The organism is Cetobacterium sp. (assembly GCF_051658645.1).
Classification (GTDB): Bacteria; Fusobacteriota; Fusobacteriia; order Fusobacteriales; family Fusobacteriaceae; genus Cetobacterium_A.
The window spans coordinates 94,357-108,215 of record NZ_JBOFMZ010000035.1 but is presented as its reverse complement, the minus strand read 5'-3'; the positions used below and the strand labels follow the sequence as shown (position 1 = coordinate 108,215).

Below are 13,859 nucleotides of genomic sequence, written 5' to 3'. Positions count from 1 at the left end.
CTGTTATTGCTCCACCTCTAAATAATGGTTGTGATACTCCTAAGGTTTGAGTATAACCTGTTTTTTCGTCTGAATTCATGTCATTCATAGATCTTTTTGTATGCTCTGACATCTGATACTGACCATTGTAAGTCACTGTCGGTAACGCTGCTTTAAAAGCTCTTTTTACATTCAAATTAGCATTTTCTTTAGAAAATTCTGCTGATTTTATTGTTTTTCCATTTTCTAAAGCTAAATCAATTGCACTTTCTAATGTTAACTCTCTAGAAAACGCTACTGTTGAAAGTAAAATTAATAATCCTAATAACTTTTTCATTTTTTGCCCCCTATTAATAATTTTAAAATTGTATTTACCACTAACTTAACCTCTTCTTCTAAATCTATCTCCTGCATTCTTTCTTTAAACTCTTCTATATCACTTATAAAATAATCTTCTGCATTTTTATAGAATAGTCTCTCCATTCTGTAAGACTTTATTCCACCTAAAATAAAAATTATCATTGTATTTATCTCTTTTTCTGAATAGTTTACATCTGGAATATTCTCAATTATTTTTTTCAATAGTTTTCGATTTAAAAACTCAATATTAATAAGTTTTTCTCTTAAAATAGGTGTTAAATGTTCTAAATTTCTAGTTAAATTTATTAATATTAAATATAACTTTAAGTTTTCAGACGATATTATAAATCTTTTCATTATAAATGCTGTTAAATTTTTTTGATAATCTGATGGCTTATTTATCAGCTCTCTTAGTTCAACCTCTCTTAGCTTATAAACACTATCTATTATCTCTCCTAAAAGCTCATCTTTAGATTTAAAATATGTATAAAAACTTCCCTTAGCAATTCCTAAGTGATTTGTTATATCTTCAACTCTTGTTTTAAAAACACCTTTTTTCAAAAGAACATCTTTAGCTGCTTCTAAAATCTTGATTTTTTTATTCATCTGCTCTCCTTAATAAAAGTTAATTTTTAAAATGACTAGTTAGTCATTTTACATTCTATTCTATAATAACTAATTAGTCAATACTTTTTTATTTTACCATATATTATGTGCGTTAGAATTAAATCCAGATGAAGTTGAATAATACTTTGCATCAATTGGTTTATCTTCATGTACCAAGATAAGTCCTTTTGTTGATTTCACAGCTTTATCAGAAATATCATTCTCATCTAAATTATTATATACTTGACTTTGAGTGCTATCTAATATATGAAATCCTAATTTAGAATATCTATGCTTCAAAATATCTTTAGCAGCATATGTTCTTGCAGCTATAGCCTGAACTTTTAAAGCTTCTAATCCAAAACTCTTAGGCATTTCACTTGGAACAACTTGAACTAAATAATCCTCTATTCCTATTTCATTTATTAAATTTAGTGATTTATCTAAATCTACTAATCTTATTTCAAAATTTCCTCTATATGTTGGATATTTATTATTTTTAACATTTCTTTTTACATTAGTTAATGAAATCATTCTATTTGAAGTTATACTAATATGATTTTTTGTTTTCATTTTTAATTTACCTTCAACTATAACTTCAATAAAACCATTTTTAGTTATAAAATCTACAAAATGATTAGGAGATATTGTTAAATTACTACTTTTATTTTTTATTTTTATACTTCCAGAAGAATACATTGATATTTTTTTGTGATTTAAACTTTTAAATTCACTTGTCATAATTCCAACTTTTATTTTTTGAGTTAATCCATCTATAGATTTTATATTTTTCAATTTTGTATTAAAATAATATCTTTGTAAAACTTGTTTATATGAGTAGCCTTTATTTTTTGTTAAATCCATAGCTGACCATTGAGGAATACCTGCTCCATGACCGTATCCTCCACCATAAATATTATAATTCCCATTTGATAATTTTTCCATGGCTAAAAATGCTGAAGGTAGCAACGAAGGATTTTTTGATATAGGTTTATCTGAATGTTTTACGCTTCCACCTTTTGCTCCATATATATTTATTGTAGAATTTACACTACTCTTACTCACTCCCAAAAGACTTCTTACATTCCCCTCTTTTGCTACTACATATTGTCCTTTAGTTCCTTTCACTAATAATTTTATAACTAAGCCAGATTTTCCTCTTTCTAAAATTTTAATATCTATTAAGTCTCCTACTGGATTTAGTTGTAAAGATTTAGATATCCATTCACCTTTTGAATATGTTAGTACCTCCTTCGGTCTTCTCTTTGACAGTGAAAGTAAGTTTTTATTAAGAATGTTATTCAATTCTTTTTTAGTCAAACTCAGCTTCCATCTCCAATAAACTGAATTATCACCATAACCTTTTACTTTTGTATTTTTATAAAAAGATAAAAATTCATTTTCAGAATAAGTTTTAAACGGAGCTTTAGGAAATTCTAAATCATTAACATACTTTAAGTATGTAATTGGTTTTGCTATAGGAACATGATCTTTTTTATACTGCCCATATAAATCTACCCTATCGCCTTTTAAGTTACTTTTTTTCTGAATGCTATTTTTTTTAGATTTCGTTATTTTTAGATTAGTAGAATTAGAATAATCATCTTTTTTAGAACTATTACTACATCCTAGAACTAATAAACTTAAACTTATCAACAATGTATTTTTTATTTTTTTCATATTCATTATATTTTTATTCCTTTTTCAACAATATATTTTCTAACTTTATCAAGCTCAGCTTGTGTATCAACACCTATAATTTCATAAGGAGTTTCTAAAACTTTTATTTTATAACCATTTTCTAAAACTCTTAGCTGTTCTAGAGATTCTGAATTTTCTAAAGGTGTACTTTCTAATTTTGAATATTCTAAAACAAACTCTCTTTTATATCCATATATTCCGACATGCTTAAAATATATGTCCCAATTTTCATTTCTAGGATAAGGGATTACACTTCTTGAAAAATATATTGCATAATCTTTTTTATCTGTAACTACTTTTACAAAATTAGGATTTTCTATATCATCTTTTTTTAATAGCTTATGTTTTAATGTAGCCATCTGAAGTTTCTCTTCTTCTTTAAATATATTTATTAAAGAATTGATCATATCCCCTTCAATTAATGGTTCATCTCCTTGAATGTTTATGATTACATCATAATCAGTTATCTTTTCACAAACCTCAGCTATTCGGCTAGTTCCATTTAAATGATTTTCAGATGTTAAAATAACATCTCCGCCAAAACTACTTACTTCATCAAAAACTTCTACTGAATCTGTTGCTACTATAACTTTATCCAAATTAGATTTTAAAGCCCTTTTATAAACCCATTCAATCATAGTATGACCACAAATATCCTTCAATGGTTTCTTTGGTAATCTTGTTGATTCATATCTTGCTGGTATTACTCCTAAAAACTTCATTTTACAACCTCCAAAATTCAATGTATAATAAGATTATACAAGAATTTCATTTTAAAAAAAAGAACTTTATAATTAAAAAGGAGAAATTTATGCTACATATTTATTTTGTAAGACACGGTGAAACAGTTTGGAATACATTAAAGATTTTTCAAGGGAGTTCAAATTCTCCTTTAACTAGTTTAGGAATTGAACAAGCCAAAAAACTTTCTATACATTTAAAAAATATTGAATTTAATAAAGTTTATTCATCACCTTTAGGAAGAACTATTGAAACAACTAAATTGATTTTAGGAGATAGAAATTTAGAAATATTCCCAATTGAAGAGTTTAAAGAAATTAGCATGGGTAAAGTTGAAGGAATTGCAAGAGTTGAGTTTGAAAAAAACTATCCAATTGAATATCATAATTTTTGGCATAATGCTAGTGAATATAATCCAGTAGCATATAATGGTGAAAGTTATAATGAAATTTTAAAAAGAGTTCGGAAAGGTTTAAATAAACTTATTTCTGAAAATATTGATGGGAATATACTAGTAGTTAGTCATGGTGTGACTTTAAAAGCTCTTTTCACTTTGATAAATAACAAAGGAATAGATGAATTCTCAAAACAGCCTATACCTGAAAATACAAGTACAACTCTTGTTCAATACGATTCAGAAAAATTTAAAATTATAAAATTCTCTGATACTGAACATTTAAAATAATTTTAAATATTGACACATATGATTTTATGTAGTATTAAAATATTATTGTTACTTATTTGATTAAAGGGGGTGACTTTTTGAAAAATAACAAATTAAATGTAAATATAAAAGTTATGGGTATTGGCGGTGGTGGTATAAATGCTATCGATGAAATTATCGCTTCACAAATTGATGAAGTTGATTTTTTTGCACTCAATACTGATTTACAAGATTTAAACAATTCTAAAACGCTACATAAAATACAACTTGGAGTTTCTACTACGAAAGGACTTGGCTGTGGTGGAAATTTGGAACTTGGCGAAAAAGCGGTAAAAGAAAGCCTGCCATTTATAAAAAAAATTCTCAAAGGAACTGATTTTTTATTTTTAACATCAACTATGGGAGGTGGAACTGGAAGTTCTGCTATTCCTGCTATTGCTAAACTCGCAAAAGAGATGAATATTCTAACTGTTGCAATAGTTACGAGACCATTTTCATTTGAAGGTAAAAGAAGAATGAAGATAGCTGAAATTGGAATTAGTAATCTTGAACCTTTTGTTGATTCACTAATTGTTATTCCAAATGATAAACTTCTTCAAAATTCAAATCAAAATATAACAGTTAAAGAAGCTTTTAAAAAAAGTAATTTTATTTTACTTACTGCTGTAAAAGGTATGACAGATTTAATGCTCGCAAAAGGTTTTATCAATCTAGATTTTGCGGATATTAAATCTCTACTTTTAAATTCTGGAGAAGCTATTTTAGGATTTGGAGAAGGTACTGGTGAAAACAGAGCATATAAAGCAGCTATCTCTGCTATTGATTCATCTCTTTTTGAAAGAAGTATCTTTGGTGCTCAAAAATTTTTAGTTAATATTGTTGGTCCTAAAAATTTAAATCTTATCGAGTCAAGTATTATTGTAGATACTATAAAACAAAAATGTGCAAATGAAATTGATGATGTTTTATTAGGTGTGTCTATTGATAATGATTCTGTAGATACATTAAAAGTTATTTTAGTAGCAAATTCGTTTTGTGATAAAAAAAAGGGGCTTTGAAATTTCAAAGCCCCTTTTTTTAATCCAATCTTTCTAAATACTTTTCTGGTAATGGTAATTCTATTTTTAATTTATATTTTGGAATTTCACAGTAGTATGAGAATAAAAACATGCTTTTACCTGCTTTTCCATATTTGCCATCCCCAACTATGGGGTGCCCTAAGCTTGAAAGTTGCACTCTTAGCTGATGAGTTCTTCCAGTTTCTAGCTTTGCTTCTAATATTGTATTCTTTTTTCCTCTTTTTAAAACTTTAAAATAAGATATACTCTCTTTAGCTCCTGGTTCATAAGACTCTAATTCAACTACTTTTGTATCCTCTTTTTTCAAATAAGTTTTTAAAGTAAATTCATTTTTAGATACTATTCCATTCACAAGAATATAATATTTTTTATCTGTATTTCCTTCTCTAACTTCTTGAGCTAACTCTCTAGTTACATTTAAATTTTTAGCTCCTATTACTAATCCAGATGTAGATTTGTCTATTCTATTTACAAAGTTAAACTCATCTGTTTTATAATAACTTTTAAAAAGCTCTGAAAGTCCATAGTCATGTCCACTTCCTTTATGCATAACCATATTTGCTTCTTTGTTAAAAATAACTACTTTTTCATCTTCGTAAACAATTCCTTTTTTCAAAGAATCCATATCTTTTTCTGAAATTTTCATTAATTTTTTTTCTTCTGTTTCTCCACCAGATATTAAAACTTTAATAATATCTCCTTCTTTTAATCTATAATTTTCTTTTGATTTTTTTCCATTAACTTTTATTTTTCCAGTTCTTATGCCTTTAAAAATTTCTGTTAAAGGAGTATTTTCATATTTCTTTCTTAAAAATCTATCTAATCTAGCATCATTAAAACTAGAATCTATAATATATTCCATCATTACTCCTTATAAACATTTATACTTTGAACTATTCCTAACATAGCAAAGGCAAATAAAAATGATGTACCTCCATAGCTCATAAGTAAAAGTGGAAGACCTGTTACTGGCATTACTCCTGTAACCATTCCTATATTTACAACTATATGGAAAAAGAAAATTGATGATATCCCATAAGCTATAAACTTCCCATGATTTTCAGATTTATCTCCTATTCTAAATATTCTCCATAAAAGTAATGAATACAAAGCTAGAAGTACACATCCTCCTATTAAACCTCTTTCTTCTAAAAATACAGCCGCTATAAAATCTGTGTGTGATTCTGGCAAAAATCTCAATTTACTTTGTGTTCCTTGTAAAAATCCTTTTCCAAAAACTCCACCTGATCCAACAGCTATCATTGATTGCGTTACATTCCATCCACTTCCTAGTAAATCAGCTTCGGGATTCAAAAACGTTAACACTCTTTCTTTTTGGTAATCTTTTAAAAGAAAAAAATAACCTATTGGTACCATTGTTATTCCTGTGATTGCCATTAAAATTATTGTTTTCCAATCTATACCATTCATAAAAACTAATACTAGATATAAAAATATTATAACAAGTGATGTTCCTAAATCTGGTTGGGCTGCTATAAGTAAAAAAATAGGAATTATGTGTAATGCTGTTGCTATAATATTTTTTAAACCTATAAATTTGTTATTAAATTTAGTTGCTAAAACTTCAGAAAATGTTAAAACAATTAAAAGTTTTGAAAATTCCGAAGGTTGTATTGTTATGAATCCTAAATCTAACCATCTCTGTGCTCCAAGTCTTTTATCACCAACAATAAAAACCGATACTAAAAGTATTGTATTTACAAGATAAATTACTTTATAGTATTTTCCATAGATTCTATAATCTATAAATGAAAATATAAAGTATGTCACTATTCCTAATCCTATCCACATTATTTCTTTATAAAAAAATGATGTTCCCTTATGGATTGTTGCACTATAAACAGTTAACAAACTTATTGCTACTATGCATAAAGCAATATACAAAATCATATTTTTCATCTTTTTTATTCTTTTCATAGTAACTACTAAATCATGATTTTTTCCCATTTGATTCTCCTACTTTCCTGTATGCCCAAAGCCACCTTCAGCTCTAACGGTTTTAGATAACTCCTGAACCTTTTCAAACTCCATTTTATAAACTTTTTGTAGAACTAGCTGACCTATTCTCTCTCCTGGATTAACAACAAACTCTTCATTACTAAGATTTATAAGTATTACTCCCACTTCACCTCTATAGTCTGAATCTATCGTACCTGGAGTATTTACTAAAGTTATTCCATGTTTTAAAGCCAAACCGCTTCTAGGTCTTACTTGAACCTCATAACCATATGGTATTTCCATTTTGATTCCTGTTGGAATTAATTTTCTTTCTAAAGTTTTTAATATAATTGCCTCAGGTATATTAGCTTGAACATCCATTCCAGCTGCACCCTCTGTCATATATTTAGGTGATTCTACGCCATTTTCTAAAACTAACTTAACAATAATGTTTTCCATTTTATCTCCCTTAAAGATTCCCTAAAATTGTTTTAGATAATCTGCTTTCATCAAATATTTCTCTTGCAACTTTTCTGATATCTTCTAAATTTACATCTTGTATCTCTTTAATTACAGTCTCAATATCTCTTACATAACCATAAACAAAATATGAACTAGCCATTCTAGTCATCTTACCCTTGCTACTCTCAAGTCCAAAAGTTACCATACTTAGAAATTGATTTTTAGATCTATTCAACTCTTTTTCTGTAATTCCATTTTCTTTTAACTCTTTTAATTCTTCTTCAATTATAGAGATAACTTCTTTGTAATCTTCATGAGTTGTTCCAGCATATACTGTAAATAACCCTCCTTCATCAAAGTTAGATGTATAAGAGTAAACTGAATATGCAAGTCCTCTTTCTTCTCTAATCTTTTGGAAAAGTCTAGAACTCATATTTCCACCTAAAACATTTGAAATAACAGACATTGCAACTTTTCCAACAGCTTTATTAGAAACACCTGGAGTATTTACACAAAGATGAACTTGATTTGTATCTTGATTAATTATCTTTTCACCTGAATTTATAAACATCTCTCCATTGTAGCTTCTTTCAGTACTATTATCTTTTAATTGTCCAATACCTTTGTTCAACTGATTATAAACATTTTTATAATCTATGTTTCCAGCTACTGAAATTATAATATTTTCTGGTTTATATAAATCATTAAAATACTTTAAAATAGCAGCTCTATCTATTTTCTTTAAGCTTTCTAAGCTACCTGCTATTTTTTGACTTTGTACTCCATTAATTGCAAACTCTAAATTTTCTTCATGTACTACCTCTTCAGGTATATCTTCGTACATTCTTATCTCTTCTATTATTACATTTCTTTCTTTCTCTATATTCTCTTCTGTAAAAGTTGAATTTAAAAACATATCATTTAATATATCTATTCCTGTATGCAAAGTATTTGATGTCATCTGAATGTAGTATGCTGTATTTTCAACACTTGTATATGCGTTTATCATTCCACCTTCATCATCAATTTCTTCAGAAATTTGTTTTGCTGACCTATTAGTAGTTCCTTTAAACAATAAGTGCTCTATAAAGTGAGATATTCCCTCTTCTCCAGGTAATTCATTTTTTACTCCAGCTCTTACAAAAAATCCTATACTTGCAGTATTTATACTCTTTATATCTTCAGTTAACAATGTGATTCCGTTATCTAATTTCTCAACTATTATGCTCATGCTCCTCCTTAATACTCGGCTTTCCTCATGAAATATATTCCTAAACCTAAAAATATAACATTTGGAATCCATCCACTTATAAATGGATTTAATATACCATTTACACTTAATGCTTCAAATGATGCTTGCACTATATAGTACGAATATCCAAGTCCTACACTTAATGCAATACTTATAGCTGAAGCTCCTCTTACATATCTACTTCCTAAAGATAATCCTAAAAATGAAACTATAAAACTAGCAAAAGGAAAAGAATATCTTTTTCCTAAAACTGACATTGGCTCTTTTACATCTCCACCTGTTGTACGAATATTTCTAATTGCTGATGCTATTTCAGCATTGGTTAATTCATCTGGGTCACCTTGAATAGTTATGAATTCACTCGGATTTTTATTCAAAGTAATATCTTCATAATTCTTTTTAGTTTTTTGAGTTTTGTTTTTAAAATTGTTTATTACAACTTCTTTAAGTTTCCAAATATTTTTATTTGAATCAAACTCTGCATTTTTAGCGGTAATAATCTCTTCTATATTTTTAAAATCTTTATCTAATTTTATTATTTGCAATGTTTCAGCACTATTTTTAACTCTATCAATATTTTTTATATAATAAACTATATTTTCTTCTGTTCTTAAAAAAGCATTCTTTTTAGTAATTGGCATTACCCTTTCAGAAATTTCTCTTCCTGCTCTTAAAGCTCTACTCTTAAGTAGTGTTGAAGGATAAACTTTATTCATAACTTGAAATACAATACAAGATATTAATAATGATATTATTATTGGATATCTTACAATTCTTCTAAAACTTATTCCTGATGTTTTTAAAGATATAATTTCTAAATTAGATGCCATTTTATTTATACACATTAAAGAACCTAAAAGTATTGCTAATGGAGTTACCTCTATAAATATTTTAGGTAGTAAGTATAAAATATAAGTTAGTGATTGAAGTATTGTCATTCTTCCTTCTGTTATATATCTAATTATTTTAAATAGTTGGCTTAAAATAAATATATTTATAAAAGCTATTAAACTTAATAAAAATGACTTGATAAAATTTTTGCTTATATATATATCTAACTTTTTCATCTAGCACCACCTGATTTCCTTCTGTATATAAGCAGTGTTCCAGAAACTAATAAAAGATTAGGCAACCAAACTCCAACATATGGTGATACAACACCTTTGTTAGCCATTACCATCCCTACATTTAAACATACAATATAAGTAAATATAATTCCTAAACTTATTCCAAAACTAGTTCCTTTTCCGCTTCTATGATGACCTACTGATAATACGACTCCTAATATCGCTAAAACGATTGTTGATAATGGAATTGCTATTTTTCTATTTATTTCTACTAAGAATGGAATTTTTTCTTTTTCAGTTTTTTCTTTCAAACTATTAAATAGTTTTTTTATCGGCATAGCTTCAATATCCTTAACTTCTATATTCATCTCTTGAAAATATGAACTTAATGGGATTTTTTTTTGGCTGAATTCACCCTCTATTTTTAGTGTTCCATCTTGATTAAATGTATAAAATTTTGATTCTTCTAATACCATATTGACATCTTTCCAATAAGCTTTATTTCCTAACAAAATTGTTGGATAATTGCTTTTATCATCTTTTTGGAATATCAAGACGTTATTAGCTTCATCTGTTTTTCTTTCAATATTATCAATATATAAGTTATACTCTTCTACTTCATCTATTAATATTCTTTCTTTTAACTGAAATACAGGGTTTTCATAAGCTATTTTTATTGAAATTTCTTCTAACTTACGAAATGATCTTGGAATAATACTTTCTTGTAAAAAAAATATAAAAAGAGTTATTACTGAAGCCAATATTATTATTGGCTTCAGTATATCTTTTAATGACATCCCAATAGAACTCATAGCTGTCACTTCACTAGTTCTTGTAAATTTAGAAAATGTTATCATGACTCCTAAAAATACTCCCATAGGTATTGTTTGAGATAAAATTGGAGGAAGATAGAATGATAATATTCTTAATACATCAATTAAAGATATCCCTTTTACAATTATATTTTCCATAAGAGAAACTATTATTTCAATTAAAAAAATAAATGTAAATAGAGATACTCCAAATATTATTGGTTTTTTTACATCTCCCAATATATATTTTTCAATTATTTTCATCTCTCACTCCTAAAACATTTTATTAAAATATTTTTCTACTAACTCTTTTCCTTTTATATAGTTCAATTGTGTCTTTAACTCTTTGGGTAAATAATCATCTAAATAATTTGATTTTTCTAAAAATATTGCGTTTGTAGCACTTCCAATTCCATATTTTTTTAGAGCCGAATATTTCTGATTCGTAAAATTAAATAAGAATAAAACTATTATACAAACTATTAGTCCTTTTACAAATCCAAATATTCCACCAAGTCCTCTTGATAACAACCCTTTGTTTTGAGCTTTTAAAATAATTCCTATAAAAAACATTAAAATAGCAATAGCAATATATGATGCTATAAATACTCCTATATAAGTCAATAAAAAATTGTTTTCGTTATGGCTTATAGATACTTTTTCCATAATAATTGGAGTAAACTTTTGTGCTATAATAAAATCTATTAAGATTCCAAATATTGAAAAAAATTGTAACAAAAATCCATCTTTTAGCCCCTCAATTATTGCAAATATGAGTATTGCTGCTATTAAAATATCCAAGTACATAATTATTCCCCCTTAATTAATTATTTACTACTCTTACCCACAATGCTTTTAAATATAATGTTTCTGGTACGTGTAGTATCCAAGGATGATCTTCTGGTTGATAGTTTACTCCTATAACTTGTAACAATTTCCCATTCTTAGAAGCTGCCATTCTTGTTACTTCTATTAAATCTTGAAGACTTAAATGATATGCACATGTTATTATTCCCACTATTCCACCATCTTCAATCAACTTAAAACTTTGATCACATAAGCTAAAGAATAGATCTCTTCCTCTAGGAACATCAATTCTTTTTTTAATTAATGATGGTGGATCTAATGTTATTACATCGAATTTGTCCCCTCTATTAGCTAATATTTTTAGCATTAAGAATGCATCTCCTTCAGCTGTTTCAAAATCATTTGTAAATCCATTTAATTCATAATTTTCTTTACAAAGTTCTAATGCATGAGGTTCTTTATCAATTGCAACAACCTTTTTACATCCCTCTTTTAATGCTGCAATTGAAAACCCACCACTACTTGAGAATACATCTAAGAATCTAGTGTTATGGTTTAAAAATGGTCTTATGAATTTTCTTGAATCTCTTTGGTCTAAGAAGAATCCTGTTTTTTGACCATCAACTATATCAACTAAATATTTTAATCCGTTATCTTCCATTATTATTCTCTCTGGAATTTCTCCATATACGATTCCAGTTTGTTGCTCAACACCCTCATGAGTTCTATTTTCTACATCACTTCTCTCATATATACCTTTTGGTTTCATAACTTTTTTTATTGCATTTATTATCTCTTGTCTAAATGCTACTTCTAATCCTGAATTTCTAAATTGTACAGATACATATTTATCGAATTTATCAATAATCAAACCTGGAATTCCATCTGCTTCAGAGTAAAAAGCTCTTATACAATTTGTTTCTGCTAATATATGCTTTCTTTTTTCATACGCTCTTTTTATTTTTTCTAATATAAGAGTTTTATCTACTGCTACATCCTTTGTTGTTAACATTCTTACAAAAGCATTTGTTGCTTCTGCAACATATCCTTTACCTAATACTTCTCCATCCTTTGTACAAACTTCAACTATATCTCCATTTACAATATTCCCAAATGTATCCGCTATTTCATCTTTAAAAACATTTGGATAAAAATTCCTAATTTTTTTTTCTTTTCCTACTTCTAATATTACTCTTGCCATTTTCTTCTCCTTTAAATCTTTCCTATTAAACTGTTTACTAGATGAGGCTCTCCATTTTTTAAATAGACTCTATTAACTCTTCTACTTAAGCCTGTAAATAATTCGTATATTGATGAACCGATAATTTTTGATTTTTCAAAAATATCTTCTCCCATTACAATAACCTCATCACCTATTTTCACTTTATCTCTTAACTCTTGTGGTATTTTTACCATTAACATATCCATACATACTTTTCCTACTATTTTACAAGGTATACCTTTTATTTCTATCATACCCTTATTTGAAAGCTCTCTTCTAAATCCATCAGCATATCCAACCGTTATCGTTGCAATCATATCGCCTTTAAAACCTTTTCCAACTCTTCCATAAGATATATCTATATCCTCTTCTAGTTCTTTAAGGAGAAGAATTCTACTCTTCAAAGTAAAAACTCTTTTTAAATCTTCTATTATTCCCTCTCCATAGACACCATACATAATTATTCCAGCTCTAACTAAGTTACTCTGAGGAATTTCAGAAAATTTTAATATCCCACCACTATTAAGAATATGGATATATTTTATCTCTTTTAAACTTTCAAAATATTTAAATTTTTCCAACTGTTTTTTTGTATAGTCTTTTGATTCTTCATCTGACTCATCTGAAACTGACAAATGAGAGTATACTCCAATTATATCTATTTTTTTATTTTTACATATTTCTAATATTTTTTTTCCTTCTTCTACTGTAAATCCAACCCTACCCATTCCTGTATCTATCTTAATATGAACTTTCAATGAAAGCTTATTTTTACAGATATAATCTATTTGAGAAAAATCCGTCAGAGTAACTTGTAAATCTTTTTCTTCAGCTTCTTTTAACTCTTCATTAAAAGTTCCTGCTAAAATTAAAATTTCATCAACAATACCACTATTTCTTAATTCAATACCTTCTTCTAAAGATGATACTCCAAAAATTTTTACTCCCATAGCTGAAAGTTCCTTTGCTATTGTGACTGCTCCCATTCCGTAGGCATCTGCTTTTATAATTGCCATTATATTTTTGTTATGAGATAGCTTTTTAATTTTTTTTATATTATATTCTAAATTATCCAAATCTATCTCTGCCCAAGTTCTCATTTTTACCTCCAACTCTTATTAAGTAGATTAAGCCACCATTTAGGTGGC

15 protein-coding genes are annotated in these 13,859 nt (G+C 27.3%); 2 read left to right on the top strand and 13 right to left on the bottom strand.

Annotated features, from left to right (window positions below):
* The 4 genes from ACRCZX_RS03480 to kdsB form a co-directional block, all read right to left on the bottom strand.
* On the bottom strand, positions 1-316 hold a 316-nt coding region (locus tag ACRCZX_RS03480), incomplete at its 3' end, for a TolC family protein (RefSeq protein WP_438581550.1).
* A complete protein-coding gene (locus tag ACRCZX_RS03475; protein WP_438581549.1) occupies positions 313-945 on the bottom strand; it encodes a TetR/AcrR family transcriptional regulator in 633 nt (210 codons plus the stop codon). The genes ACRCZX_RS03480 and ACRCZX_RS03475, both read right to left, overlap by 4 nt.
* A gap of 93 nt (positions 946-1,038) precedes the next feature.
* Positions 1,039-2,631, bottom strand: a complete 1,593-nt coding sequence (locus tag ACRCZX_RS03470) for a SpoIID/LytB domain-containing protein (protein ID WP_438581548.1) — start codon at positions 2,629-2,631, stop codon at positions 1,039-1,041.
* Entirely contained in the window at positions 2,631-3,368 is a 738-nt protein-coding gene (gene kdsB / locus ACRCZX_RS03465; RefSeq protein WP_438581547.1) for a 3-deoxy-manno-octulosonate cytidylyltransferase, read from the bottom strand. The genes ACRCZX_RS03470 and kdsB overlap by 1 nt, the downstream gene beginning before the upstream one ends.
* Before the next feature lie 89 nt (positions 3,369-3,457).
* On the opposite strand from kdsB, the gene ACRCZX_RS03460 reads away from it, so the two are divergent.
* Positions 3,458-4,072: a histidine phosphatase family protein gene (locus tag ACRCZX_RS03460; RefSeq protein ID WP_438581546.1), complete on the top strand. Its 615-nt coding sequence runs from the start codon at positions 3,458-3,460 to the stop codon at positions 4,070-4,072.
* A gap of 77 nt (positions 4,073-4,149) precedes the next feature.
* Entirely contained in the window at positions 4,150-5,109 is a 960-nt protein-coding gene (gene ftsZ, locus ACRCZX_RS03455) for a cell division protein FtsZ (protein WP_438581545.1), read from the top strand.
* A 19-nt stretch (positions 5,110-5,128) separates the two neighbouring features.
* Here ftsZ and ACRCZX_RS03450 read toward each other — a convergent pair whose 3' ends face one another.
* Genes ACRCZX_RS03450 through alr form a run of 9 tightly spaced genes read right to left on the bottom strand, consistent with a single transcriptional unit; the run spans position 5,129 to position 13,811 of the window.
* Positions 5,129-5,995: an RluA family pseudouridine synthase gene (locus ACRCZX_RS03450; RefSeq protein ID WP_438581544.1), complete on the bottom strand. Its 867-nt coding sequence runs from the start codon at positions 5,993-5,995 to the stop codon at positions 5,129-5,131.
* On the bottom strand, positions 5,995-7,098 hold the full coding sequence (rodA, locus tag ACRCZX_RS03445) for a rod shape-determining protein RodA (protein WP_438581543.1): 1,104 nt from the start codon (positions 7,096-7,098) through the stop codon (positions 5,995-5,997). The genes ACRCZX_RS03450 and rodA overlap by 1 nt, the downstream gene beginning before the upstream one ends.
* Positions 7,099-7,107: 9 nt before the next feature.
* On the bottom strand, positions 7,108-7,548 hold the full coding sequence (gene dut, locus ACRCZX_RS03440; protein WP_438581542.1) for a dUTP diphosphatase: 441 nt from the start codon (positions 7,546-7,548) through the stop codon (positions 7,108-7,110).
* Positions 7,549-7,558: 10 nt separating this feature from the next.
* Positions 7,559-8,782 (bottom strand): M16 family metallopeptidase, encoded by a 1,224-nt coding sequence (locus tag ACRCZX_RS03435; RefSeq protein WP_438581541.1) that lies wholly within the window; start codon positions 8,780-8,782, stop codon positions 7,559-7,561.
* An 8-nt stretch (positions 8,783-8,790) separates the two neighbouring features.
* Positions 8,791-9,870 (bottom strand): LptF/LptG family permease, encoded by a 1,080-nt coding sequence (locus ACRCZX_RS03430; RefSeq protein WP_438581540.1) that lies wholly within the window; start codon positions 9,868-9,870, stop codon positions 8,791-8,793.
* Entirely contained in the window at positions 9,867-10,946 is a 1,080-nt protein-coding gene (locus ACRCZX_RS03425) for an LptF/LptG family permease (RefSeq protein WP_438581539.1), read from the bottom strand. Before ACRCZX_RS03425 ends, ACRCZX_RS03430 begins: the two co-directional genes overlap by 4 nt.
* Before the next feature lie 9 nt (positions 10,947-10,955).
* Complete coding sequence (locus tag ACRCZX_RS03420; RefSeq protein ID WP_438581538.1) at positions 10,956-11,489, bottom strand: CvpA family protein; 534 nt, start codon at positions 11,487-11,489, stop codon at positions 10,956-10,958.
* Positions 11,490-11,505: 16 nt separating this feature from the next.
* On the bottom strand, positions 11,506-12,690 hold the full coding sequence (locus ACRCZX_RS03415) for a class I SAM-dependent rRNA methyltransferase (RefSeq protein WP_438581537.1): 1,185 nt from the start codon (positions 12,688-12,690) through the stop codon (positions 11,506-11,508).
* 11 nt (positions 12,691-12,701) lie between these two features.
* Positions 12,702-13,811 (bottom strand): alanine racemase, encoded by a 1,110-nt coding sequence (gene alr / locus ACRCZX_RS03410; RefSeq protein WP_438581536.1) that lies wholly within the window; start codon positions 13,809-13,811, stop codon positions 12,702-12,704.
* Positions 13,812-13,859 lie beyond the last annotated feature (48 nt).

What these genes read in the sequence shown, in the direction of transcription:
- ACRCZX_RS03425 (WP_438581539.1), bottom strand. Translation starts at nt 10,946, where the DNA reads ATGAAAATAATTGAAAAATATATATTGGGAGATGTAAAAAAACCAATA.
- dut (WP_438581542.1), bottom strand. Translation starts at nt 7,548, where the DNA reads ATGGAAAACATTATTGTTAAGTTAGTTTTAGAAAATGGCGTAGAATCA.
- alr (WP_438581536.1), bottom strand. Translation starts at nt 13,811, where the DNA reads ATGAGAACTTGGGCAGAGATAGATTTGGATAATTTAGAATATAATATA.
- kdsB (WP_438581547.1), bottom strand. Translation starts at nt 3,368, where the DNA reads ATGAAGTTTTTAGGAGTAATACCAGCAAGATATGAATCAACAAGATTA.
- ACRCZX_RS03430 (WP_438581540.1), bottom strand. Translation starts at nt 9,870, where the DNA reads ATGAAAAAGTTAGATATATATATAAGCAAAAATTTTATCAAGTCATTT.
- ACRCZX_RS03415 (WP_438581537.1), bottom strand. Translation starts at nt 12,690, where the DNA reads ATGGCAAGAGTAATATTAGAAGTAGGAAAAGAAAAAAAAATTAGGAAT.
- ACRCZX_RS03420 (WP_438581538.1), bottom strand. Translation starts at nt 11,489, where the DNA reads ATGTACTTGGATATTTTAATAGCAGCAATACTCATATTTGCAATAATT.
- ACRCZX_RS03470 (WP_438581548.1), bottom strand. Translation starts at nt 2,631, where the DNA reads ATGAATATGAAAAAAATAAAAAATACATTGTTGATAAGTTTAAGTTTA.
- ACRCZX_RS03450 (WP_438581544.1), bottom strand. Translation starts at nt 5,995, where the DNA reads ATGATGGAATATATTATAGATTCTAGTTTTAATGATGCTAGATTAGAT.
- ACRCZX_RS03435 (WP_438581541.1), bottom strand. Translation starts at nt 8,782, where the DNA reads ATGAGCATAATAGTTGAGAAATTAGATAACGGAATCACATTGTTAACT.
- rodA (WP_438581543.1), bottom strand. Translation starts at nt 7,098, where the DNA reads ATGGGAAAAAATCATGATTTAGTAGTTACTATGAAAAGAATAAAAAAG.
- ACRCZX_RS03475 (WP_438581549.1), bottom strand. Translation starts at nt 945, where the DNA reads ATGAATAAAAAAATCAAGATTTTAGAAGCAGCTAAAGATGTTCTTTTG.
- ACRCZX_RS03460 (WP_438581546.1), top strand. Translation starts at nt 3,458, where the DNA reads ATGCTACATATTTATTTTGTAAGACACGGTGAAACAGTTTGGAATACA.